Genomic DNA, 24,272 nt, shown 5'->3' on the forward strand with positions numbered 1-24,272 from the left:
CTAGACTAGGATGGGTGCGAAGCAGACCTTTATCTCCGAGACGCGGGAATTTGCATCGTGCAGTTTGAGTTTGCAGCATGAGCCGTCACCGCTTCAAAATCCGCGTCGCCGTGTCCGGTTGGTGCCGATAGCCGGTCTGACGCTCGATCTCCCGCATGACGGCAGTCCAGTAACGCTGCTCACGCTGGCAATCCGCACCCCAGCGCTCGGTCTGCGCCGCGGCCCGCCGGCGATCGCGTGCCTCCAACCACGCACGCTGCGCCCCGTGCATCGTCACGAGGACCGTTGCCTCGCGCCGGATCTCCGGCGGGCGGCGGAAGAGATGAGCAAGAAGTCGGCGAATCATCGGCGGGCGAAGGGATTGCCCGGGCGCGGGACGATCACCGGGCTGGTGCCGACGCGGTATTCGAGCTTGCGGCTGCCGCAGCGGGCGCATTTCAGCGGGNGAGCAGCCTGTCGTATCCCGCTGAACCGCCCCTCAAAGTCCAAGGATGCGAGTCGCTCCGTGTAGGTTCTTAGCTCGTCCTCTACCATCGCGTGGGAGGATTTCCGCTCGGCCTCGACGCGCTCAACGATCCGCGCCTCGACATCGTCCATTGCGACGGATCCCGTCGGAGGCTCGTCCCGTTCGCCACGTTCCTTACCCTGTGATTCGAGCGCTAGCTCGGAGGCGACGCGGTTTACGTCGATGTCGGCAAATGTCTCGATTGAGGGGCGCTTGTCATGGTTGGGGCGGCGGACATTCTCGACGAGGCGGGAAAGAGCGCTCGCCTTCATCTTTTAGCCCGGAAAGTGTGGCAGGTGTGGTGCATGGAGGAACTCTGTTGCTGACGGTTCCCACGCTTAACGGCTGTAATCATTGGTGCCAAGTCGGCCGAGAAAAAGCGCCGGGTCGAAACGACCGGAGACGGCCACGCACATGTTCGCAACCGGTGAACCTGCGAACCGTCGGGCCGCCTTGTCATTCGGAGGTGTCGTTATTTATCTGACGGCCAAAAAAGCTATTGTCGACGGCCGCCATGCGCCAACAACAATCTTTGGTGAGATTACTTTCCGGCCGATGCCGCAGCATGGTATCGAAAGACCAGCCTCACCTTCACCAAGGTGCGAACGCTTCGGCATCACGGCTCGCAGGCCCCACATCAGCCAGTAGGCGCCAGCATGCAGGAACAGGCGGAATTGGTTCGCCGTCGCCTTGCTGCAGGAGGTACGATCGGCGGCCAGATGTCTCTTGAACGACTTGATGTGGTTCTCAGCAGCTCCGCGACGGCAGTAGACGTCCTGATAGAGCGCCCTGCGCCGCGGCCCGCCGGCGATCGCGTGCCTCCAACCACGCACGCTGCGCCCCGTGCATCGTCACCAGGACAGTTGCCTCGCGGCGGATCTCCGGCGGGCGGCGGAGAAGGCGGGCGAGCAGGCGCCGTATCATCGGCAGACGAAGGGATTGCCCGGGCGCGGGACGATCACCGGGCTGGTGCCGACGCGGTATTCGAGCTTGCGGCTGCCGCAGCGGGCGCATTTCAGCGGGAAGCGTCGCCCGACATAAACCGCGTCGCGACCGAACAGTCTGGCGAGTTCGGCCGTATCGACATCGAGTTTCCGTCCGCACGGATGAGACCCGAGCGCCTCGCCGCAATAGACCGACAGGTGCATGCCGGCATCGATCAGATCCCCGAGTGTCTCGATGACGATCGGGGCGACCTTTCGGACAGGCTCGATCATCGCCCGCACCACCTGTTGCCTTCGTTCGGCCACGGCTGCGACAGACTTTCCTCGATTAGCACCTGGCCAGCGTCGCGGCCGTCCGACAGGATGACGTTGGCAAGCTCCCGCCCGTATCGTCCGCGGCCGCCAGTCCACTCTATACGGTAGCCGCCGGCCATCAACTGCCGCAGCCGTTCGCGTGCCTTGAGCCCAAGGCGCCTTTCCTCGGCGCATTCCGGCTGGCTGATCTCGGGCGTGTCGACATCGAGCGCGCGCCATTTCACGCCACGCTCCCATCCGGTGTCACCATCGACGATGCAGGTCAGCTTCCGCGCCGCACGATCGCCACCGGAGCAGACGGGGATCGCGTCGGCCATGGCTGGTGGGGCCAGCAGCATCAGCACGAGCACCAGTGGCGAAATCGGGTTCATTGTAGCGGTGTACCTTCTACGAGACCGGAACGCCATTTTTGGCCGGCTTTGGCTGCTTCGTGACAACCGGCACCTGAGGAACACATTCGGCTCGAGTTCGATATTGACTGGATTCGGCGTGTGATCGAGGCCGGCACCATTGTACGTGTCGACACCGATCCCGATGACGCGCCCTACCAAAGCAGCCGTAGCGCCGCCGTCCACCACCGGCAGAGCGCAGCGCCTAGTGACCTGACGGTGGCGGGGCGCTTTCCATTGGCTGGTACAACAAACGGTACGACTCGACCGCTCTTCGCCTTACAGTCCTAAGCGATCGGTCCAGTCGATCATCGGCGCGACGGCAAAGCGGCGGTCGACGCCATCTGGATTTCGGAGCGGTTGCATCCGCGTTAGGTAACGATTGGCGCTCGGCCTGCCAAGTCGCGACGCATCGACGGGGAGATCGGCGCGAGATCGGGGGACCCGCGGTTGCCGCTATTCCTGGTCGAGGGCGCGATCAAGGCCGGCCAGCCCTCGTTCGAGTCCCGCGAGTTCGTCCTCGCTCAATTCGCTCAGCACCTGGTTTTCGGCCTCCTCGACCTTGGGGACGAGCGACAGGTAAGCGCGCCTGCCCGCCTCGGTCAGGGTCAGATATTCGAAACGCCGGTCGGCCGTCGCCCGACTGCGGCCCAGCCAACCGCGCCGGTCGAGAGACGACACGGCCCGGCTGACTTTGGTCTTATCCATCGCCGTCGTCTCGACGATGTAAGAGGAGGTGAATGCCTTTCCGTCAGCGGCGCCGAGGATGATCAGCACGCTGAACTCCGGGGCCGTAAGGCCGTGCTCATCCCTGTGAACCTGGGCGGTGATCCGGCCAAGCGCGGTCGCCGCCCGGATTAGCCGGTTGGTAAGAAAAAGGGTTCGGCCCTCGGTCTTGTTCGCGCTCATCGATCGTTGCCCTACACTTGGAGAGTTCGACGTCATCTCCGGCTTGCCGCGATCGGCCCGCCTTGGCCGAGAGCCGCGCGAAGCCGATCGTTGAAAAGTGATCCGGTCCTACCGAGCAAACGTTGCAATCGCGCCGACTGTTCCGCTTGATCGGCCAGTCGCAAGCGTTTCCGGCGCTTCGCGCCAGGCTTTGCTTGCGTCGGCGGCCTGCGACAGCCGGAAGAAGAAGGCTCGTCAGGCCTGTTGATTCAGATCATTGGCCCTACGTCCCGGTTGGGCCACACAGGAAACGCCAGAGCGCGTCGCGCCGGCAAGCAACAGCGAAGGGGAACCGATGATGGACGGATTTGGTTGGATGGGCGGCGGCATGGGGTTCGGCGGTTTGTGGATGCTGCTGTTGCTCGTCGTCGTCATCCTGGCGATCTTCGCGCTGGTGAAATATCTGAGCCGCTGAACCTGTTTTCAAAAGGAGACGTCAAATGTCCTATACGATCAACCGTATCTTCGACGCGGAGAGCTTCGATGCCGTCGTGGAACGCACCCGATCGGCGCTCACCGACCAGGGCTTCGGCGTTCTGACCGAGATCGACGTCAAGGCGACGATGAAGAAGAAGCTCGACATCGACATGGACGACTATCTGATCCTCGGGGCCTGCAACCCACGCATGGCGCATCAGGCCATCGGCCTCGAGCCGCGTGTGGGAGCGATGCTTCCCTGCAACGTGATCGTGCGAAAAACTGGACCGAACGCGGTCGAGGTCAGCGCGGTCGATCCGCAGGCCTCGATGGAGGCTATCGACAACGCGGGACTGAAGTCGGTCGCCGGTCAGGTGCGTGACATGCTCGAAACGGTCGTCCAGAAGATCTGACGGTCATCCGTGCCCGCTGGATGCCACGCATCCTCTTGGAACGAGCGCCTGCGTGAATGTGCTTTGCCTGTTTGGCACACCGGCAAGTATACGGTCGGCGCCGGCGGAGATCGATGGGGCGGCCCCCTCCCCTCATTTTCCACACCCTGCACCAGCATCGCGCCCGCTGTGCCGGCACGGGGTGATCGCGGCTTTGCATTTCACGCCAAATTCCCTATAGCTTCGCGCCAAATTCGACATGGACCATCAGACAAGGATAAATCATTGTCTTCAACCTTCGACCGGGTCGCGGATATCATCGCCGAGACCAGCGAGATCGACCGCGAGCAGATCACTCCGGAAAGTCACACCATCGACGACCTCGGAATCGATTCGCTGGACTTCCTCGACATCGTGTTCGCGATCGACAAGGAGTTCGGGATCAAGATTCCGCTCGAGAAATGGACCCAGGAGGTCAATGACGGCGACGTGCCGACGGAGGAATACTTCGTGCTGAAGAATCTCTGCGCGAAGATCGACGAGCTGCGCGCGGCGAAGGCAGGCTGAGGCATAAGAACTATCGCGTGGCGGCTACAGCCCCCGCGGGTTCGCCCAATCCACCCGACGGATGCCGTGGACGTGGGACGGCAGCGTGACGGGGTCCGATAGCTGACGCGGCTATCCGGTCTCATGCTTTGGAGCGGAGGACGTTACGGACCGATCGCGCCGCTGGGAGACGGAACGATCCGGAAGCTTGGAACAATCGCATGACTGAGACTGCCAGGGACGTCGTCATAACCGGTATCGGCATGGTGTCCTCTATCGGCGAGGGGATCGCGGCCCATCTCGACGCGATCGCGCGAGGTCCCGCCCCGCAGCCCAGGATCGAGGCCGAGGCCTACGCGCCTTATTTCGTCCATCCCCTGCCCCCCATCGACTGGTCCGGCCAGATCCCGAAAAAGGGCGACCAGCGCCAGATGGAGACCTGGCAAAAGCTGGGCACCTATGCGGCGGGGCTAGCGTTGGACGATGCCGGCATCCCGGCCGACGAGGTGGTTCGCGGCAAGATCGACATGGTGGTTGCCGCCGGGGGCGGCGAGCGCGACATGACCGTCGACGCGCTGGTGATGGAGCGGGCGCGGGGGTCGAACGACCGCGACCGCATCGTCAACGAGACCCTGTCGGCGGAACTGCGGCCGACCCTGTTTCTGACGCAGCTTTCCAACCTCCTCGCGGGCAACATCTCGATCGTTCACAAGGTCACGGGTTCGTCGCGCACCTTCATGGGCGAGGAAGCGGCGGGGATTTCGGCGTTCGCCTCGGCCAGAGCCCGGATCGCGTCCGGTCAGAGCGACATCTGTCTGGTCGGCGGCGCGTTCTCGGCCGAGCGCAAGGATCTGATCCTCAATTTCGATCTCGCCGGGCTGATGCTCAAGGACGAGTGGCGCCCGGTGTCGTCCCGCGTGGCGCCCCATGACGGCATCGCCGTCGGCAGCGTCGGCGCCTTCGTCATCCTGGAATCGGCCGAGCATGCCGCCGCCCGATCGGCCCTCGCCTACGCCCGGCTGATCACCGCGACCGGCGACCGCGGCCGGCGCGAGACGGCCGCGACCGAGGCTCGCTTTCAGGCCGTTCTGCCGCCGCAGCAGGGACCGGCGGAAGAGACCCTGGTTCTGTCGGGCGCGACGGGTATCGCCGATCTTCTGGCGATCGAACGCAGTGTTCTGCAAAAAACCTTTCCGGGCGCGCCGGTCCGGGCCTATGGAACGCTGCTCGGCCATTCCTTCGAGGCGCAGCTGCCGGCCGGGATCGCGCTGGCTGCGGGTGCGCTGTCGCGCGGCGAGGCCCTGCCGCCGCTCGATCCCAGCGAGGAACAGCCGGCATCGGCAAGGCCCCGCCGGGCGGTCGTGACCGCGATCGGCCATCTGCATGCCGAGGGCGCTTGTCTGCTCGAGGCCGTGGACGGCCGCAGATTGTGAGGATCAGATCATGAGCGCCAATGTGACCGCCGCGGAGACCGATTTCCTGGGCCGTCCGGTGATCGCGATCACCGGGCTTGGCATCGTGTCCTCGCTCGGCCGCGGCGTCGAGGACAATTGGGCGGCGCTGTCCTCGGGCCGCTCGGGCATTCACCGCATCGAGCGGTTCTCGACCGAGGGGCTGCGGACGACCATTTCCGGCTCGGTCGACTTCATGGGACCGGAGAACGACACCTCGACCACCCTCTCCTACGCCATGGCCGAAGCTGCCGGGTCCGAGGCGATCCGGATGGCCGGCCTGCCGGACGAAGACTTTGGCGGACCGCTGTTCCTGGCCGCGCCGCCGGTGGAGATGGAATGGCAGCATCGTCTCGCCCTCGACGCGATGGACGGCGCCGAACGCGAGGAGGCCGGCTACGACCGGCTGCTGGAAGTGGCCAGGCGCCACCCCAATCCCGCGATCTACCGTTTGACCCAGTGCAGCCGGATCTCCGAGCTGCTGGCCGATCGGCTAGGAACCCGTGGCCTGCCGATCACCCTGTCGACCGCCTGCGCCTCTGGCGCCAGCGCCATCCAGCTCGGCGTCGAGGCGATCCGCCGCGGCGAGACCGAGCGGGCGATCGCGATCGGCACCGATGGTTCGATCACGCCGGAATCGGTGATCCGCTTTTCGCTGCTTTCGGCGCTGTCGACCAACAATGACGTTCCGGAAAAGGCCTCCAAGCCCTTCTCCAAGGATCGGGACGGCTTCGTCATGGCGGAGGGCGCGGGCGCGCTCGTCCTGGAGTCGCTGACGGCGGCCAAGGCACGCGGGGCCAAGATTCTCGGCATCATCCACGGCTGCGGCGAACGCGCCGACGACTTCCACCGCACGCGCTCCAAGCCCGACGGCTCGCCGATCATCGCGACCATCAAGGCCGGAATCGCCGACGCTGGCATGGAGCCGACCGACATCGACTATATCAATGCCCACGGGACCTCGACCCCGGAAAACGATCGGATGGAAGCGACCGGCCTCGGCGCCATCTTCGGCGAGGCGCTGAAGACGACCCCGATCTCGTCGAACAAGTCGATGATCGGCCACACGCTGACCGCGGCCGGAGCGATTGAGGCCGCCTTCTCGGTGCTGTCGCTGCAACACGGCGTGCTGCCGCCGACGATCAATTACGACAATCCGGACCCGGCGATCCCTCTCGACACCGTACCGAACGCGGCACGCTCGGCCGATATCCGCGCGGTGCTGTCCAATTCCTTCGGCTTCGGCGGCCAGAACGTCTGTCTCGTCATCGGGCGCGAACCGCGCGCCTGACCGCCGGTTCCACAACATCAAGAGCGCAAGCAAGAGCAGGAACGGTGTCCTGCGTCTCTTTCGCTTTCAATTGCGAAATTCGATCACATGGGATTGGGGCGAACCGATCGAATGTCATCGTGATCCAGACTGAGGTAGTATCATGCGGGCATTGCAACTCGTCGGCGACCGCGACCTGAGAGTGGTCGACCTGCCACCGCCGCCCGAGCCCGGCCCCGGCGAGGTCACCGTGGCGATCAAGGCGGTGGCGCTCAACCACATCGACGTCTGGGGCTGGCGCGGCATGGCGTTCGCCAAACGCAAGATGCCGCTGGTCGTCGGCGCCGAGGCTGCCGGCGTCGTGTCGGCGATCGGTCCGGGCGTCGCCTCGGTGCTGCCCGGCCAACTCGTGTCGATCTATGGCGCGCGCACCTGCGGGCTCTGTCGCCCCTGCCGCGAGGGCCGCGACAATCTTTGCGAGCATGTCGGGGGCGTCCACGGCTTCCATCTCGACGGCTTCGCGCAGGAAAAGGTCAACCTGCCCGCCCGGCTCCTCGTCCCTGCCCCTCCGGGCTGCGACGCGATCGGCGCGGCGCTGGCGCCGGTCACCTTCGGCACCGTCGAGCACATGCTGTTCGACAATGCCAAGCTCGAGCCGGGCGAAACGATCCTGATTCACGCCGGAGGCTCCGGCATCGGCTCGGCCGCGATCCAGCTCGCCAAGAAGATGGGCTGCACGGTCATCACGACGGTAGGGTCCGACGACAAGATCGAGCGCGCCAAGGCGCTGGGCGCCGACCATGTGATCAACTACCGCAAGGATCGATTCGAGGGCGTCACCCGCAAGCTCACGAAGAAAAAGGGGGTCGACGTGGTGTTCGAGCACGTCGGCAAGGATACTTTCGCGGCCTCGATGCTGTGCCTGAAGCGTGGCGGGCGGTTGGTCACCTGCGGCTCGACCTCCGGCATCTCGACCGAGGTCAATCTGATGATGCTGTTCCAGCAGCAGTTGCGACTGCTCGGCTCCTTCGGCTGCCGCATGGAAAACATGCGCGATGCCATGCAGAAGATGGCGCGCGGCCTGGTCCATCCGGTGATCGACACTCGGATCGGCTTCGATGGGATCGAGGTCGCGTTGAAGCGCATGGAAGCGCGCGAGGTCTTCGGCAAGATCGTTCTCGATCTTGAGGCTGAGGGCACGGACACCGTCGCCGCATGAATCCGACTGCCACACGCCTCGCTCTAAGGGGCAAACGGGCGGCGGACTATGTCGTCGCCCAGCTTCTGTTCGGGCTTCTCCGGCTGGTTCGCCTGTTGCCGGCCGAAACCGGCCTCGCCCTCGCCGACCGCACGGCGCGGCTGTTGGGGCCGCTGACGCCGCGCCACCGGCTCGCCAAGGACAATCTGCGTCAGGCTTACCCGGAGAAAGACGACGCCTGGGTCGAACGCATCGCCCGGGAGAACTGGGGGCAGATGGGCCGTATCGCCGCGGAGTTCGTGTTTCTCGACGATCTCTTCGACTTCGACCCGGAAAAGCCGGGCGCCGGGCGCATCGAGGTCGAAGGCGTCGACACGTTCCTGGAATTGCGCGAGCGCAAGGGACCCTTCATCTTCTTCACTGGCCATCTCGGCTGCTTCGAGCTGCTGCCGATCGGCGCAGCGGCCTTCGATCTCGAGTTCACCGCACTCTTCCGCCAACCGAATAACCGCTACATCGCCAAGGAGGTCCAGTCGGCCCGCCGGACCAGCGGCGGACATCTCGTGCCCTCCAAAGCCGGCGCCGCATGGTCGCTTGCCGGCGTTTTACAGCGCGGCGGCTCGGTCGGCATGCTGGTCGATCAGAAATTCCGCAAAGGCGCCGAGACGACGTTCTTCGGCCGCCCCTGTAAGACCAACCCCTTGCTGCCGAAGCTCGCCCGCCAGTTCGACTGTGAAATCTACCCGGCGCGCTCGATCCGGCTGCCGAACGGCCGCTATCGCCTGGAACTGAAGCCGCGGCTGGACCTGCCTCGGGACGCGACCGGAGAAATCGACGTTGCGGCGACCTGCCAGCTGCTCAACGATACGGTTGAAGGCTGGGTGCGCGAACACCCGGAACAATGGATGTGGTTTCACGACCGCTGGCAATCGAAGCCACTGGCCAAGCGTTAGAGCCTCGGACGATAATAAGGACACGGTTCTGTTTGTCGGTTTGCCGAGGTGATCCACGCGGAGCGCGGCGAGGAGCGTAGCCGCGCTACGGTCGAGCCGGCCGAGAAAGCGGGCACGAAATCGTCCGCCAATTGACCGGGATCAAGGTTGCGGCCCACGAGAGCGTGGAAAGTCCTTTCGAATGGAGCAATACTCCGACAAGCGAAAGGGTCACCCCATGGGCACCATCGGAATGCGGGCCGGGGCTGAAGGCGGCGCGAGGGCGCCCGACTTCGAAGGCGCGCCATCGTCCCGAAGCCGACGCGATCGTTCGCACCGCATCGCGGACCTTGCGGTCCATCTCGACGGAGGCAATCAGGATGCGGCGAAGATCGCCCACCTCCAGACGATCCGCGCCATCTTCGGCGCCCATGCCGAAGCTTTTTTCGCCAACCCCATTCCGACCGCCTTCATCCCGATCGGACCCGGCTACGAGGGCCTTCCCGCCGAAATCTGGGCCGAAGGCGCAGCTGCGGGAGACGTCGCCGAGAAGACCATTCGCGCGCGTTTGGACAAGCTGGACTTCGCGGTGGAATTGCGGCGTGTTGACGGGATGCCGCACGAGCTGGCCCCGGCAACGGCAACGCTGGCCCGCTCGCTCGACCTCTTCCTGCTCGGACGCCCCAATGGCGACAGGTGGCTGGCGGATATTCTGGAAGCCGTTCTCTTCGATGCCGGGGCCGCTGCGCTCGTGATCCCACCGGATGCGGCGACGTCGAAGGACCCGCAGACGATCCTCATCGGCTGGCGCGACACCACCGAGTGTTCCCACGCGATCGCCGCCTCGCTGCCATTTCTGGAACGCGCCCGACAGGTGCATCTGGTCTCCGTCGCGGAAACTTCCTCCAGCGAGGAAAAGCGTATCGAACCCGCCGCCGACATGGCCAAGCATCTGTCCCGCCACGGCATTTCGGTAGAGGTCCGGCACCTACCGAAATGGAACTACCCGGCCGAGGCGCTGCTGAACGAGGCGGCGATCGTCGGCGCGGACCTCCTGGTCGCCGGGGCTTATGGACGCTCGCGCCTGCGCGAGATGATTTTTGGTGGGGTCACGCGAGCCCTTCTGAGGGACTGCCCGATCCCGCTGCTGATGGCCCACTGACGGGCCGATTGCGATGGAGGCACGTACATGCACGCGTCAGAACTGAACTATTGCGTGGAACCGACCGACGGACGCTGGACGGTTTCCTTCTGCCACTCGCCGCACGGAATTTTCGATCGGCGCGTCGATGCGATCCGCTCCGCCCTGTCGGACGCCGACCGGGTCGAGCGGATGGGGCACAAGGTGACGGTGATCGTCGCCCGCCCTGCCAACGCCCCGGATCTCGCACAGCGGGTCTTGCGGCCGACCCACTGAGCGAGCGGCGTATCAACGCTGGACAATGACCCGGGTGTTGCCCATCCCGAACGTCTTGACCAGCGAGTAGAAGGTGCGTGCATTGGCGGTGCGGAGCCGAACGCAGCCGTGCGATGCCGGACGTCCGAGCCGGCTGACCGCGTTGGTGCCGTGAATGGCGTAGCCGCCATGGTAGAACACCGAATAGGGCATCGGCGACATGTCGTATTTGCGCGAATACCACATGCGGTGCGTGCGCTTAGGTCGCCAACTTCCGGTGGGGGTCACGTAGCCCTTCCTGGCGGTCGAGACCGGCCAGCGATACATCACCTTACCGTTCTTGATAACGGTCAGCGTCTGCGACGAAAGATCCACCTTCGCCACCAGGCCCGCGGCGGCGCTGGATAGGCCGAATGCAAAGAATCCGGCCACCATGGCGATGGCAAGCAGTCCGTTTTTCATGGTAGTTCCTCCAGCCCGAACGCCAAAACGTCTTCGCCCCAAAAAAGTCTAATTTCCTTCCCCCCGGATGGTCAATTGCCGATTGCGTGAAGTGCCCCTGCGTTCCTTACCGCGAGCTGGAACAGTGGGGACGCATCGACATCTCTCTCGAAGAGAGGCTCTTTAATTGTACGCGAGGCGGCAAGAAATGGCTGCAACGGCTCTCTGCCAAAGCTGAATTCGACAATTGTTTACACCTTCGTTCTAGCGTTGCGCCTGAACTTTGATGCGGATGGCAATGCTACTCAGCGTGATAAAGCGATACGGCGCGACCCTGCTCGGCGGATTAATCATCGCCGCGTTCGTGGTCACGAGCGTGTTCATGATCGGCGGAGCAACTGTCGGAGAGCTTGTCGAAACGGGTGCACGCGCCCGCGGTGCGGAGTTCGCGCGCCTTCTGTTGGGGCCGGGAGGACATGTCGACGCGTTTTTGACCGGTATCACCCGCACCCCTGACGCAGAGACATCAATCCGCAAGATCGCGGATCTGGCGGGGATCGAAAGCTTCGCTGTTTTCGACCGCAACGGTCAAGAGGTGTACCGATCCCGTTCCGAACGCTACGACTGGTTGCTGCGCGATCGGCCCGGTGGCATCAGCTCGGGTGACCGACTTTCAAAAACCACGCTGACGAAGCCCGGCGCGTGGTCGATCGTCCAAGATGACCGAACCACCAATCCTTCGTTCCTGACCCCGCTGATTCGGAATGAAAAGACGATCGGCTACGTTTCCGTCGTGGCCGACATGATCGCCCAACGCTATGCGTTCAAAGCCACGCTTGCCCGTGCCTCGGTGTCATTGCTGCTCATCCTGTTCATGGCAACCGGACTGCCTTTGCTGCTCTACCTGCGCCGCAAACGCAAGATCGCCGAGGCCGCCGACCGCATCGACTTCCTGGCCAATTACGACGCCTTGACCAACCTCATGAACCGCAGGCGAATGCAGGAGGAAACCGACCGTGTTCTGGCCACCGTGCGGGCGACGCGCGAGCGGATGGGCTATCTTTATGTGGATCTGGACGAACTCTCCGAGATCAACGACCGGCTTGGCCAAAACAGCGGAGACGAACTTTTGACGGTGGTGGCGGCCCGCCTTGCCGCCGTCGTCGATCCCAGCGATCTCATCGGCCGCATCGGAGCGGACGACTTCGCGGTTCTGCGCCGCCGCATCACTTCGATCGAGGACATTGCAGCACTGGCGAAACGCATTTTCGACGCGGTTTGCGAGCCCGTCGAACTCGCGGGCGAAATCGTCAAGCCCAGGGTCTCGATCGGCTGCGCCATGGTGCCGGAGGACGGGCGCACCCACTCCGAGCTGGTCAAACACGCCGAAATCGCGCACCTGCACCACAAAACCGATAAAAGTCGCAACCTCGTCTTTTTCGAACCCGCAATGGACGAGGCGATGCACCATCGCCGTTATGTCGAGGCGTTGGTGCGCGCGGCGGTCGAGAATGAGAGCTTCGAACTTTTCTATCAGGCCGATCGTCAATGGCGACGGCTCGCGCCTGCTCGGCTTCGAGGCGCTCCTGCGCTTGCGTGACGAGAACGGCGAATACATCTCTCCCTCCGTTTTCGTGCCCATCGCCGAAGCGCGCGGCTACATAAAGGCGATCGGCACCTGGGTCATCCGTGAGGCCACCCGCCAGATCGCCCAGTGGCCGCAGGATCTTTTCGTCTCGGTCAACCTCAGCCCGGTCCAATTCGGCGACGGCGATCTGGTGAGAATCGTCGAAACGGCTCTCCGAGATGCCAACATCAGCGGGAAGAGGCTTGAGATCGAGGTCGTGGAATCTCTGTTGCTCGACCGCTCCGACGACATTCTCGCGCAGCTCCGTGAATTGAGGGCGCTCGGGATATCCATCGACATGGACGATTTCGGCACCGGTTATTCCTCACTCGGCTACCTATGGCGCTTCCCATTCGACAAGCTGAAGATCGACCAATCCTTCATGGTCGCCCTGGAAAACGGCGAACCGAACGTCTCCCGGCTCCTCGAGACCATCGTCTCCATGGCCCACCATCTGAAGATGAAGGTCACCACCGAGGGAGTGGAGACCGAGGCTCAAGTGGCGCTGATGAAAAGCCTGGGCTGCGATCAACTGCAAGGTTATTTCTTCGGCCGACCGATGCCCGCCGACCAAGCGGCGGCCGAGATCCTGACGCGCTTCCGGCACAACGTCGCGGAAAGCCCGTCAGACGTTCCCGTGCTGCAGCGGGCTAACCACGCCTCCTGACGCCTGCGCCTCTCTCGACGCCCGCGTGCTGGCGCCATGACCAGCAGGCGGCGACCGCCCCCGTAAGGCTGCAGCGCGTCGACCAAGACTGTTCATGCCAATCAAGTCTGATTCTATGACCGCAACGGCCCACCGGGACTTTGACTCGTCCGCCGCCGGGTTTTTCTATGCCAGGCGGGGAATTCATAGTTAACAGTTAGTTGATAATGAGAACAATACTAAAAATATTCACGATCGGCGCAACCACGGCGCCGCTGGAACATTGGAGAGAGAACGCGAAGGGTCACGTCCATGAAGATTCTAATTCTCGAAGATGAACCCATTATCGCCATCGACCTCGAAGGGATCGTGCTGGAAAAAATCGATGCAGAGATTCTTCATGCCGCGACCGTCGCCGATGCCCTCGCCTACGTGAACGAAGGCCTCGATTTCGCAATGCTCGACGTTGTCCTCGGCCCTTGCGGCGAGACGTCGCTTCCGATCGCGCAGCTCCTGCTCCGCAACAATGTGCCGTTCTGCTTTATCTCCAGCAGCCTGGATCAGCTGCCGGCGCAGCTCGCCGCCGTCCCGCGGATTTCCAAGCCCTTCCGGCCCCATGAGGTGGAAAATTTGGTGCCAGTGCACGTGTAACCCGGCCCGAGGAAAGGCGGTCGGTGTCGAGATGGTGACGGAAAATCGGGACCCTTGGACGAAACAGCCGGGTCAACTGGCCAATCTTTTATAGAAAGGCGCGGCCACTCTATCACGGACGACCGGCAAGAACGCGGTCGCTTTCCCGGTACGCAAAACCTTATCCGGGGCTGCGGCGCTTCTTGCGTCGAATCCGTTGGTAAACCGTAAGCGTTACCGTTCGGTTATTGCGTCGCCCCTCCGCGATGAAATGGGTCGAATCCGGGAGCTGGCGCCGCTTCGCTTTAGGGTTTCCGCAACCACAGACGGGTGGCAGCCTCTTCCTCACGCTGCGACGGAACCCGTCACATGGTCGCCGCGACGCCACGATTCGGCACGTCTCGCTTGGGCCACCCGCCCCGTCCTGAACGGGTCTGCGCCAAGCTCGCGCGGCCCTATTTAGCCCCGCGGCCAAAAAAAATGTTGGATTCAAGGCCCGAACCCTCTAGTTTCCGCGATGGAACGCACTGGGAGCGGACCGCTTTCGAATGTAATCGTCCGGCTGGATCGTGCCACTTCGCCGCGCGGAGCGCGAGTGCGAATGTAAATGTCACTGACGATACTCGGAAAAACCCAATAAATAAGGAATTCTTATGAAATCACTTCTCGCCTCCACCTTTCTCGCAGCCGCCCTATTCGGTTTCGCACCGGGCGCATCGGCGCAGGAAAGCTGCGAATTGACGATTTCAAACATGAACTGGGCGTCGGCGGAGGTGCTGGCCGCGATCGATCAGTTCGTCCTCTCGGAAGGATACGGCTGCAAAACACGCCTGCTGCCCGGCGACACGATGCCCACTTTCGCATCGATGACGGAAAAGCAGGAGCCGGACGTCGCGCCGGAAATGTGGGTCAATCAGTTCCGCGATCAGATCGACAAGGCGGTCGAGGAAGGCACCGTCGTATTCGCGGCCGAAGCGCTGTCGGATGGCGGCGAGGAAGGCTGGTGGGTTCCGTCCTACTTCGCCGAGGCGCATCCTGACATCAAAACGGTCGCCGACGCGCTCGCACGTCCCGATCTCTTCCCGTCGACCGAGGATCCGTCCAAGGGTGCCTTCTACAACTGTCCATCGGGTTGGGGTTGCCAGATCACCACAGCCAACCTCTTCCGCGCCTATGAGGGCGAGGAAAAGGGCTTTGTACTGATCGATACCGGTTCGGCCGCCGGGCTCGATGGCTCGATCGCCAAGGCCTACGAGAACAAGGAGCCATGGTTCGGCTACTATTGGGCGCCGACCGCCATCCTCGGCAAATACCCGATGACGAAGCTGGCCTTCGACGCCGAGCACGACCCGGAGGAGTGGACCAAGTGCACTACGGTTGCCGATTGCGCCGATCCGAAGATCAACGCCTGGACCAAATCCGAGGTCTTCACGATCGTGACCCCGAATGTGGCCAAGGAATCCGAGGCCGCGGCGGAGTATCTCAACACCCGCTCGTGGGATAACGCGACCGTCAACAAGCTGCTGGCCTGGAAGGAAGATCAGCAGGCGACCGGCGAGGACACGGCGTTCTATTTCCTCGAGAACAACGCGGATATCTGGACGAAATGGGTTTCGCCGGAAGCAGCGGAAAAGATCAAGGAAGCGCTTTGATCTTGACGCGATCGGTGGCAGTTCGGGCGTGCGATAGCCGGTGGCTTACCGCTCTCGGTCACGACGCCTTGAGCCGTCCCGATCGATGAAACATGACGGCTGCGGCGTCGCCGCGGCCGTTTTTTTTGTAACCATGGATGAATCCGCGCCTACCCAAGAGTGGGCCATGATTGGCCGTTGAACGCCGGGACTGGAAGCGGACGTCGAGGAGACCTGACATTTGGACTGGCTGACGGAATTTCCCCAGATCGGGGGGCGCAATCTGCGCCTCATGTCGCGGGCGATCGATCAACAATATCGCGCGTTTTCGCGCGCGTTCGGCAACGACATCGAGGCCCTGTTCCGACCGCTTCTCGATTTTCTCCTTTGGTTCGAGAAGCTGCTTCTCCAGACGCCCTGGTGGATCGTCATCGCCGTCCTCGTTGCCATCGTCTGGTTCGCCAGCCGCTCCAAGGGGATCACCGCAGGCACCTTTATTGCCCTGATGCTGATCGGCATCTTCGGCATGTGGGAAGACACCATGCGCACGCTGTCGATCATCGTGGTGTGCACGTTGCTGTCGATCGTCGTCGGCCTGCCCATCGGCATCCTCATGTCGCGCTCCGACAAGGTCCAGTCGGTCCTCAATCCGATCCTCGACGTGATGCAGACCATGCCGTCCTTCGTCTATCTCATCCCCATCGTCATGCTGCTGGGTATCGGCCTGATCCCCGGTCTGATCGTCGTGGTGATCTACGCCATGCCGCCGATCATCCGATTGACCAATCTCGGCATCCGGCTTGTCGACAAGGAAGTACTCGAGGCCGCCAACGCCTTCGGCTCGTCGAACTGGCAAAGGCTTACCCAGGTGCAGCTACCTCTGGCCCTGCCGACCATCATGGCCGGCATCAACCAGACCATCATGATGGCCCTCGCCATGGTTGTCGTCGCCTCGCTGATCGGCGTGCGTGGGCTTGGACAGCCGGTGCTGCAGGCAATTACCAACCAGTACTTCACCCAAGGGGTGCTGAACGGCATGGCCATTGTGGCCATCGCCATCATCTTCGACCGCGCGAGCCAGGCCTATGGCAAGCGCCTCCAACGTCACCGGGAGGCCGCCCATGGCTGATGTCGCCATCAAGATCCGCAATCTCTACAAGGTGTTCGGTCCGAACGACAAAGCCATGGTGGAGAAGGTCCGCCAGGGAATGACGAAGTCCGACCTGCTCGATCAGCATTCCCATGTCCTTGGCCTCAAGGATATCAACATGGACATGCTCGCGGGCGGGATCCAGGTCGTTATGGGGCTATCGGGTTCGGGAAAATCCACGTTGATCCGGCATATCAACCGGTTGATCGAACCGTCCAGCGGCGAGATCCTGATCGACGGCGAGGACGTTCTCGCCATGACCGACAAGCGGTTGCAGGATTTCCGCCGCCACAAGATCTCCATGGTCTTTCAGCGCTTCGGCCTGTTGCCGCACAAGACCGTCATCGACAATGTCGGCTACGGCCTGCACGTCATGGGCAAGTCAAAGGCCGAGCAGCACTCTGGCTCCATGCGCTGGATCGAGCGGGTGGGCCTGAAGGGCTACGAGGACAATTATCCGGCCCAGCTCTCGGGCGGCATGCAGCAGCGGGTCGGCCTCGCCCGCGCGCTCGCGACCGACGCCGACATCCTACTGATGGATGAAGCCTTTTCGGCGCTCGATCCGTTGATCCGCAACGACATGCAATCGGTGCTGCTCGACCTGCAGGCAGAGCTTCACAAGACCATCGTCTTCATCACCCACGACCTCGACGAGGCGCTGCGCCTGGGCGAGCGCATCGCGATTCTGAGAGACGGTGAGATCATCCAGCAGGGCACCGGGCAGGAAATCGTCTTGAAGCCGGCCGACGACTACATCTCGTCCTTCGTCCGCGAAGTGAACCGGGGACGAGTCGTCCAGGTGGAAACGGTCATGGACCCGGCTCCCGCGGAAGGAGAGACTCCGGTAGGCGGCAGCCTGCCGGTCGAGAAGGGTACCATTCTCGAGGACGCCGCCCGGCGGATGAGCGAGGAAGGCGTCACCAATGCTCATGTCGTCAACGGCAGCGGCGCGTCGATTGGCACGCTGACCATGCGCGGTTTGATGGCTGCGATGGTGACGCCGGTACTCAAGGACGCGCTCGACGCGACCGAGCTGAGCTGAGGCCCCCGCACCTTCGCGCGCCACATTTCCGCCTGCGCTGATCGTCGTGAGTTCGATCACCGGGCGGCGGCGCGCGTTCGGACGGGTACATGGCTACGGCAAACGGGACGCTCGGCACGGTTTCATCCGCCATAGCGCCGGCTATCGCGCTGACGCCGCGGTGCGGGCCGTCAGGCTGCCTGATCGGCGATCGTCTGCTGTCGGTCGTCGGCGCCAAACAGCAACTGGTAGCATTCGGCAAGCAGGTCGAGATCGGTGGGCGCCTGTCGAATCAGGGCGTCCTCGATCTGCACTGGGGTGTAGCCCTCCGCGTAAAGAGCTTGAACCGCGGCATAGACCATATCCGCTTGGTCAAGCCGCTTGGGTGCGCGATCAAACATCATTTCCCCGTCTTCCATTTCCACCGCGGCGCAAGTCCGCGCGACGGTGATTCGTCTCAAATACCAGCTATCCTTACGAAATGTGGCTTTGGTAGAGCTTGCCGGGAAAATTGATGCCGTAGGAACGACTTAGCTGTGGAAATGTCTCCCCAAGGGCAGCAGACCGCGCCCCTCTTCCCCCGCGACGGGGAGGGCATGCAGGTCGCGCTTGACATGATAGAGCTCGCTTCGCAGGGGATGGGGGCGTTACCATCTTCGCGTGGCGCATCGCCGAAAGGCGACCCCTCCGATCCGTGACGAAGAGGCATCCATGTCCGATCCGCTCAGCCGCCTGCTCGCGGAAAAAGGCGTCCTCCTCGCCGACGGCGCTACGGGGACTAACCTCTTCGAGGTGGGCCTCGAATCCGGCGAGGCCCCGGAAATGTGGCTGGAGAGCCACCCGGAGCGGATCACGGCGCTTCATCAAGCCTTTGTGGACAACGGCGCCGACATCATTCTCACCTGCTCCTTCGGAGCCAACCGCCACCGGCTGAAGCTGCATGAGGCGGCGGATCGCACCCATGACCTCAACCGCAAGGCCGCAGAGATCGCCCGCGCGGTTGCCGACGGGGCCGGCCGGCCGGTCATCGTCGCCGGGTCGGTCGGTCCGACCGGCGAGATCTTCGCCCCGCTCGGCAATCTGTCCTATGAGGACGCGGTCGAGACCTTCCGCGAGCAGATCGCCGGCCTGAAGGAGGGTGGCGCCGACGTCGCGTGGATCGAGACCATGTCGGCGGCCGAAGAGGTTCGCGCCGCCGCCGAGGCGGCCGTCGCCTGCGCTATGCCCTATGTCTTCACCGGTTCCTTCGACAGCGCCGGCCGGACCATGATGGGCATCCACCCGAAAGATTTCTACAAATCGGTCGAGGGCCTTGCCGAAACGCCCCTGGCGATCGGAGCTAATTGCGGCGTCGGCGCCTCCGACATGCTGGCCACGGGTCTGGAACTGGGCACCGGCGACAGCGACGCCGCAGTCGTCCTCAAGGCCAATTGCGGCATCCCGCGCTTCGTCGATGGCCAGACGGTCTATTCCGGAACGCCCGAGCAGATGGCCGATTATACGCGCCTTGCGATCGATGTCGGCGCCCGCATCATCGGCGGCTGCTGCGGCACCTCCCCCCATCACCTCGGCGCCATGCGCCATGCCATCGACACCCACAGCCGGCGACCGCGACCGACGGTGGAAGAGATCGTCGACACCGTCGGGCCGTTGGTCAACAAACAGGCATCCGACGCGGCAACGAACAGCACCGCGTCCACGCGCGGTCGTCGCGGCCGCCGCGGCTGACATCGGTACGGGCTGCTACCGCTCCCGAGTCGCCACTTCCTCCGTCGCCGCCAAGGGTCGGCAGAATATTTTGGGATAATCCCCGCCCCGCAGGAGTCGCGACCTGACGGCTGCGATCATTCCAGCGCGCATGCAGCCGGCAAGGCCATATCGGGCTCGGCGATCGTCACCCTATGCACCGATGTCGCCTCTCGGCATTTTTCGACCGGCGTCGAGTTCAAGCAGATCGCGAGGACAGCAAAGAATGGCATGACGGTGCCCTCCCTCAATGATCCAGGATCAGGCGTACCCTCCGGCGAGACTGGACGCCGAAGACCTGGCACCCGCGCGTTCATGCTTTACCCGCTCCGGCTAAAGCACATCCCCCATTGGGGGATCGTATATATTTTAAGTTGAAAGCACTTATTTTCTAATCATTTGCCGAATTTCCCTAGAGTTGCGTCTTCACTAAGCAGGGCATATCGTCACGGACAGGACGGAAAGTCGCACGCGCACTGATCCGGTAGGGAGACGATTGCATGGCTGCCAGCGCATCGGTCGTTGAAGACACCCTCTCCTGTCTTTACGGAAGCATCGACGGCTCCAACTCCTGGGCCGACGCAATGGGCCGGGTCGCGGCGGCAACCGGGGCGGATCGCTTCACATTCAACTCCGTCGGACACGACGGATCCTTTCACCACGACTCGGCACCCTTCGACCCGGAAGGCCTGCTCATGTTCGCCCAGGATTTCGCCGACAAGGATCTGCGCCTTCAGCGGATCGTGTCGCAACGGCGTCGAGGCCTGATCCATACTGGCGACGTGATGACCGCCCAGGAAATCGCCCAGTGTCCGGTGCACAACGAATTCTACCGGCTATTTCCCGAATGCTGGAACGCCGGCATCCTGGTGCTTGAGCATCTGGGAGGCATTACCGCACCGACAATTCAGCGCCGGGCCAGCAAAGGCGACTTCACCCCAGAGGAAACCCGGCTCCTGGAAGTCCTGGGTCCTCACATCTGCCGCGTGGTCGAATTGCAGGCCCTCGTGTCAGCCAGAACCCTCGGCGACGACGGTATCGTTGCCGCCCTGGACGGCCTCGACGACGGCGTCATCATTTTCGACCACGCCGGTTTCGTCCTTCACATGAATGCACCAGCACGCGCGATCGTCGCGATCAAGGACGGGCTCGAACTGACCCGTGGGGTCTTGAGGGCCTCGCATCGGGATTCTCGACCGGTTCTGTTCGACATGATGACCCGGACGCTTCGGGTCGCCGCGGGGCTCAACTTCGAACTTCCGCGCCCAATCGGGCTCCGTCGGCCGGGCAATGCGCGGCCGCTGATCGTGCGCGCCTTCGTTTCACCAACGGGCAAGGACGCCAATCGGATGGGCGTTCTGACGGTTCAGGATCGAGCTTCCTGGCAGGCACCCACCGCCGACACCGTGCGCGCCGCCACCGGCCTGACCCCGGCGGAGTCGCGTCTCGCCGTCGCGCTCCTCGAGGGCGAAAGCGTCATCGCCTATGCCAGACGCGAAGGACTGTCCGAACACACCGCGCGGTCGCACCTCAAACAGATCCGCTCCAAGCTTGGCGTCACCCGACAGGCCAACGTCGTCGCCGTGCTGGCCCGCCTCTTCGGGTCTTGAGCGGATTGCAGGCACCGCAGGGCCTAGCCAGCGGTTTTATCAAGCAGTTTGGGTGATCCAGTTTGCCATGTCGTCGGGAAATGACGGTCTGCCGCAACCCGTTCTTTATATAAAAATGGTCAGCGGATTTTTCCTCATCCGACTGTTCTTCTAGACCATCCGGTCCATGTTCGCGATGCCCCTCCAACTATATTAAGAAAACATTAACCGGCAAGACAAAGATCGGTTTCCTACATACAGGGGTTACTAATATGAAACGTTTTGCATTGGCCTGCACGGCAGCGGTTTTCCTCGCAGCAAGCGGTGCGGCCTTTGCCGCCCCCAAAGGCGGGCAACCCGGCTCCGGCACCAATCCCGGCGGACAGGGTGGTTTCGTGACCGAAACCATGACCACTACGACCACCGAATCCTTCATGGGCATGAGCGACAAGTCACCGCCGAACGCCCATGCGGCTGCCAGCCAAGGCGTGCGGACCGATACCACCACCACGGTAACCGAGGTCAACGGCCCGAAGGGGCAGGTCGATTCCTATGTCGACGGCAGCAGCGACACCTGCAACAACTGCACTGAGACCGAGATCAGCAGCAGCACCGAGACGACGGACGCGCCGGGCGCGAACCGCTAGTCGCATCTTGAAGTGGGCTGGCCCTTACTGAGTGGTCGGCCCACTCCCCCCTATCCACCCGCAACGCGCATCAGGGCGGACGCCAAGGCGGTCCGGTTGGTGACCCCGAGCTTCTGATAAGCGTTGTGAAGGTGGTTCTTGACCGTCGCGCTCGATATGCCGAGCGAAGATGCGATTTCCTTGTTCGAAAGCCCCGACGCCACCAGTCTCGCGATCTTGTGTTCGGAGGCGGTCAGCTGTGGCAACCGCTGTTGCGGTTCCTGTCGGCGGGCATCTTCGCGTTTCGTGGCCGCCCGTATCCAAGCTTGAGGCAAATGCTTTCGTCCGGCGGCGACATCAATCATCACCCTGATCAGGAGCTCGGGCGCCGTCTCCTTCAGGACCAGACCATGCAGACCGGCTGCCACCGCGTCGAGCAACTGCTCATCCCGCATCGATGCCGTTAGCAAGACCACACGGGTCGGCGAACGGCTCGCCCGGATGTTCCACAACACCTCGATGCCCCCCATCATCGGCATTGCCACGTCAAGAACGGCAAGGTCCGGGGACAATTGCAATATGGCTTCCCAGGCCAGAAGCCCGTCAGAGAACGCGGCAATCACCTCGAACCGACCGGATCGATCGATCAGGTTCGACAGCCCGTCGAGAACAAGCGGATGATCATCCGCGATGACGACCGTGCGCCGTGTCATGACGTTTCCAGGGGAAGTGAAATCTGGAGAGAGACGCCCCGGTCGCTGCTCGACACCGTCACGCGCCCGCCCAGGTTCGTGGCCCGCCGCATGATGGAACGCGGCCCGAGCCCCGAAGCCTCAAGCGTCGAATCGTCCCGTGTCCCCTGGAATACGCCGAAGCCCGATCCGTCGTCCACGATCTCGACGTAGAGGCGCTGCGCCACCGGGTGCAGGCTGACAGAAAGCGTCTTCGCCGCACCATGCCTGACGGAATTCGCCGCCGCCTCACCAATGATGAACTCAAGCCCGTGCACGATTGGCCGCGAAATCGTCAACTGCTGCGGGACCTGGCGATGGACTGTCACGGACCAGCGCTGCTCGAGTTCGGAGATAAAGGCCTCGAGACGTTCCGAAATCGGGGCTGGGGCCCCTGCACGATTATCCAGCCGCTCAGCCCCCGAGACGAAATTGCGGACATTTTGCTGTTGGGCGGCAAGATCACGCTGCAATTTCGACATGACCTGGCGCAGGCCGGGTGGGACCTGTTCTTCCATGGCTTTCATGTGCAGCCCGATCGCCGTCAGATTTTGCAGAAGTCCGTCATGAAGGTCTTGGGCGAGGCTGCGTCGTGCCTGGGTCGCCGCCGTTTCCACTAGCCGTTTCTGCAGGAGATCGTGCTCCAGTTCCGTGGCAATCCGAGTTGCCACGATGGCGGCTAGCGGAAGCGTCTCGATAACCGGATGATGGATGCAGAGAAAAACGAGTCCAGCTACATTTCTCGTCGCGATCGGAGCAACGACGCCGCCGTGCAGCCGCAACCCTTGGAGGGCCTGCGATTCGATCCGAGCATTGAAACGGTTTCCGCTTTCATCCAGCAGGACAAGAACATTTTCTCCCGCGCGCTCGACCACGACCATCGGGCGTGTCACCTCGACGGAAAGCAAGGCATCCCCCGCTGGTCCGGAGCGCGCGGCATTTAGGTGATCTTCGCTCCAGGAGACGGTGAAGAGATAGGGCTCGTACTCACTGCTCCAGACGACCACCACCTCGTTGGCCTGAAGTACATGCGCAGCATGGGCAAGGGTGTGTTCCAGTGCCGGCAGGTCATCTTTCGTTTGCATCTCCAGGGGCCAATTGGCGAGGTCGGCGACGCGCCGACGTTGACCCTCCCGTTGAGCGCCCAGGACGGCAAGAATACCTCCCGTCACAAGCAGATAACCGGCTCGTATGACGATCCTCTGCACCTCCAGATCGGCACCGGAGGATTCGACACCAGATATCCAGGTGACAAACAGGATCCCGACAAGAACCGCCGTCGTGGCCAAGGCGCCCACCCAGTTCCAGTGGAGCATCGAACTGAAAAGCAGGAACGTGAAAAACAGAAAAAACGGGCTCGTCGATCCTTCGGTAAACTGCATCAACGTTGCCAGCACGGCGATATCGATGGCATGGACGATCAACGCGGGATATCTGGCGCTTTCAATCCGTCGCGACACCACCACAAGACCAATGGCAAAGACAACATAGGCAAGCAGGAGTGCGTAGACGGCGCGATCATCGCTGACCGGTTGACTCGGGTCCAAATACGTCGCCACCAAACCGATAAAGGCGGTGAGAAGCCGGCATCCGGCCGCAAGACTGACAACGGATATCGCGAGAAGATGATGCACGTACGGCTAGAGCATCCGGCGAATAATTTGAATCGACGGGTTCCCATTTGATGTTCGGTTTGATTCTCTGTGAGCAGGAGGTGCTTCATGGGAAAGG

General features: G+C 62.8%; 25 protein-coding genes and 1 pseudogene. 17 read left to right on the forward strand and 9 right to left on the reverse strand.

Annotated elements, in window-relative coordinates; translation table 11 throughout:
* Positions 1-85 precede the first annotated feature (85 nt).
* From VQ044_RS14105 to VQ044_RS14125, 5 genes and pseudogenes are all read right to left on the reverse strand, one after another.
* Positions 86-346, reverse strand: a complete 261-nt coding sequence (locus tag VQ044_RS14105) for a hypothetical protein (RefSeq protein WP_331827697.1) — start codon at positions 344-346, stop codon at positions 86-88.
* A 761-nt stretch (positions 347-1,107) separates the two neighbouring features.
* Positions 1,108-1,296: pseudogene (locus tag VQ044_RS14110) on the reverse strand (transposase); the annotation flags it as partial.
* Positions 1,297-1,425: 129 nt separating this feature from the next.
* On the reverse strand, positions 1,426-1,722 hold the full coding sequence (locus VQ044_RS14115; protein ID WP_327648863.1) for a hypothetical protein: 297 nt from the start codon (positions 1,720-1,722) through the stop codon (positions 1,426-1,428).
* A complete protein-coding gene (locus VQ044_RS14120) occupies positions 1,719-2,135 on the reverse strand; it encodes a thermonuclease family protein (protein ID WP_327648864.1) in 417 nt (138 codons plus the stop codon). The genes VQ044_RS14115 and VQ044_RS14120 overlap by 4 nt, the downstream gene beginning before the upstream one ends.
* 474 nt (positions 2,136-2,609) lie before the next feature.
* Complete coding sequence (locus VQ044_RS14125) at positions 2,610-3,062, reverse strand: MarR family winged helix-turn-helix transcriptional regulator (RefSeq protein WP_327625886.1); 453 nt, start codon at positions 3,060-3,062, stop codon at positions 2,610-2,612.
* Positions 3,063-3,541: 479 nt separating this feature from the next.
* Between VQ044_RS14125 and VQ044_RS14130 the strand changes: the two genes are divergently transcribed.
* The 8 genes from VQ044_RS14130 to VQ044_RS14165 all read left to right on the forward strand — a co-directional run bounded on the left by VQ044_RS14130 (position 3,542) and on the right by VQ044_RS14165 (position 10,724).
* A complete protein-coding gene (locus VQ044_RS14130) occupies positions 3,542-3,931 on the forward strand; it encodes a DUF302 domain-containing protein (protein WP_327625887.1) in 390 nt (129 codons plus the stop codon).
* A gap of 264 nt (positions 3,932-4,195) precedes the next feature.
* On the forward strand, positions 4,196-4,477 hold the full coding sequence (locus tag VQ044_RS14135; RefSeq protein WP_327625888.1) for an acyl carrier protein: 282 nt from the start codon (positions 4,196-4,198) through the stop codon (positions 4,475-4,477).
* A 200-nt stretch (positions 4,478-4,677) separates the two neighbouring features.
* Positions 4,678-5,889, forward strand: a complete 1,212-nt coding sequence (locus VQ044_RS14140) for a beta-ketoacyl-ACP synthase (protein ID WP_327648865.1) — start codon at positions 4,678-4,680, stop codon at positions 5,887-5,889.
* A gap of 10 nt (positions 5,890-5,899) precedes the next feature.
* A complete protein-coding gene (locus tag VQ044_RS14145; protein ID WP_327648867.1) occupies positions 5,900-7,198 on the forward strand; it encodes a beta-ketoacyl-ACP synthase in 1,299 nt (432 codons plus the stop codon).
* A 142-nt stretch (positions 7,199-7,340) separates the two neighbouring features.
* Positions 7,341-8,396: a zinc-binding dehydrogenase gene (locus VQ044_RS14150; protein WP_327648869.1), complete on the forward strand. Its 1,056-nt coding sequence runs from the start codon at positions 7,341-7,343 to the stop codon at positions 8,394-8,396.
* Positions 8,393-9,328, forward strand: a complete 936-nt coding sequence (locus tag VQ044_RS14155; RefSeq protein WP_327648870.1) for a lipid A biosynthesis lauroyl acyltransferase — start codon at positions 8,393-8,395, stop codon at positions 9,326-9,328. The genes VQ044_RS14150 and VQ044_RS14155 overlap by 4 nt, the downstream gene beginning before the upstream one ends.
* Positions 9,329-9,545: 217 nt before the next feature.
* Positions 9,546-10,469 carry a universal stress protein gene (locus tag VQ044_RS14160; RefSeq protein ID WP_327648872.1) on the forward strand — a complete coding sequence of 308 codons (924 nt, stop codon included), beginning with the start codon at positions 9,546-9,548 and terminating at the stop codon, positions 10,467-10,469.
* Between the two features lie 27 nt (positions 10,470-10,496).
* On the forward strand, positions 10,497-10,724 hold the full coding sequence (locus VQ044_RS14165; RefSeq protein ID WP_327625893.1) for a hypothetical protein: 228 nt from the start codon (positions 10,497-10,499) through the stop codon (positions 10,722-10,724).
* A 12-nt stretch (positions 10,725-10,736) separates the two neighbouring features.
* On the opposite strand, the gene VQ044_RS14170 is transcribed toward VQ044_RS14165, so the two are convergent.
* Positions 10,737-11,165: a L,D-transpeptidase gene (locus tag VQ044_RS14170; protein ID WP_327648873.1), complete on the reverse strand. Its 429-nt coding sequence runs from the start codon at positions 11,163-11,165 to the stop codon at positions 10,737-10,739.
* Between the two features lie 277 nt (positions 11,166-11,442).
* Here VQ044_RS14170 and VQ044_RS14175 point away from each other — a divergent pair, with 277 nt between their 5' ends.
* The 6 genes from VQ044_RS14175 to VQ044_RS14200 all read left to right on the forward strand — a co-directional run bounded on the left by VQ044_RS14175 (position 11,443) and on the right by VQ044_RS14200 (position 17,870).
* On the forward strand, positions 11,443-12,744 hold the full coding sequence (locus tag VQ044_RS14175) for a GGDEF domain-containing protein (protein WP_327648875.1): 1,302 nt from the start codon (positions 11,443-11,445) through the stop codon (positions 12,742-12,744).
* Positions 12,656-13,438 (forward strand): EAL domain-containing protein, encoded by a 783-nt coding sequence (locus tag VQ044_RS14180; protein ID WP_327648877.1) that lies wholly within the window; start codon positions 12,656-12,658, stop codon positions 13,436-13,438. The genes VQ044_RS14175 and VQ044_RS14180 overlap by 89 nt, the downstream gene beginning before the upstream one ends.
* A gap of 348 nt (positions 13,439-13,786) precedes the next feature.
* Complete coding sequence (locus VQ044_RS14185; RefSeq protein WP_327648879.1) at positions 13,787-14,068, forward strand: hypothetical protein; 282 nt, start codon at positions 13,787-13,789, stop codon at positions 14,066-14,068.
* 632 nt (positions 14,069-14,700) lie between these two features.
* On the forward strand, positions 14,701-15,699 hold the full coding sequence (locus VQ044_RS14190) for an ABC transporter substrate-binding protein (protein WP_327625897.1): 999 nt from the start codon (positions 14,701-14,703) through the stop codon (positions 15,697-15,699).
* A gap of 220 nt (positions 15,700-15,919) precedes the next feature.
* Complete coding sequence (locus VQ044_RS14195) at positions 15,920-16,807, forward strand: ABC transporter permease (protein WP_327625898.1); 888 nt, start codon at positions 15,920-15,922, stop codon at positions 16,805-16,807.
* Entirely contained in the window at positions 16,800-17,870 is a 1,071-nt protein-coding gene (locus VQ044_RS14200; protein WP_327625899.1) for a quaternary amine ABC transporter ATP-binding protein, read from the forward strand. The genes VQ044_RS14195 and VQ044_RS14200 overlap by 8 nt, the downstream gene beginning before the upstream one ends.
* 170 nt (positions 17,871-18,040) lie before the next feature.
* Here VQ044_RS14200 and VQ044_RS14205 read toward each other — a convergent pair whose 3' ends face one another.
* Positions 18,041-18,310 (reverse strand): hypothetical protein, encoded by a 270-nt coding sequence (locus tag VQ044_RS14205; protein WP_327625900.1) that lies wholly within the window; start codon positions 18,308-18,310, stop codon positions 18,041-18,043.
* 250 nt (positions 18,311-18,560) lie between these two features.
* Here VQ044_RS14205 and bmt point away from each other — a divergent pair, with 250 nt between their 5' ends.
* The 3 genes from bmt to VQ044_RS14220 all read left to right on the forward strand — a co-directional run bounded on the left by bmt (position 18,561) and on the right by VQ044_RS14220 (position 21,831).
* Positions 18,561-19,577: a betaine--homocysteine S-methyltransferase gene (gene bmt, locus VQ044_RS14210; RefSeq protein WP_327625901.1), complete on the forward strand. Its 1,017-nt coding sequence runs from the start codon at positions 18,561-18,563 to the stop codon at positions 19,575-19,577.
* A gap of 518 nt (positions 19,578-20,095) precedes the next feature.
* Positions 20,096-21,205, forward strand: coding sequence for a helix-turn-helix transcriptional regulator (locus VQ044_RS14215; protein WP_327625902.1), 1,110 nt, complete (start codon positions 20,096-20,098; stop codon positions 21,203-21,205).
* A gap of 251 nt (positions 21,206-21,456) precedes the next feature.
* Entirely contained in the window at positions 21,457-21,831 is a 375-nt protein-coding gene (locus VQ044_RS14220; protein WP_327648882.1) for a hypothetical protein, read from the forward strand.
* 50 nt (positions 21,832-21,881) lie between these two features.
* Here VQ044_RS14220 and VQ044_RS14225 read toward each other — a convergent pair whose 3' ends face one another.
* Both VQ044_RS14225 and VQ044_RS14230 read right to left on the reverse strand, forming a co-directional pair.
* Positions 21,882-22,523, reverse strand: coding sequence for a response regulator transcription factor (locus tag VQ044_RS14225; protein ID WP_327648884.1), 642 nt, complete (start codon positions 22,521-22,523; stop codon positions 21,882-21,884).
* Positions 22,520-24,175, reverse strand: coding sequence for a sensor histidine kinase (locus VQ044_RS14230; RefSeq protein ID WP_327648885.1), 1,656 nt, complete (start codon positions 24,173-24,175; stop codon positions 22,520-22,522). The genes VQ044_RS14225 and VQ044_RS14230 overlap by 4 nt, the downstream gene beginning before the upstream one ends.
* Positions 24,176-24,272: the final 97 nt, after the last annotated feature.

The organism is Aurantimonas sp. C2-5-R2, from assembly GCF_036549495.1.
Lineage (GTDB): Bacteria > Pseudomonadota > Alphaproteobacteria > Rhizobiales > Rhizobiaceae > Aurantimonas > Aurantimonas coralicida_A.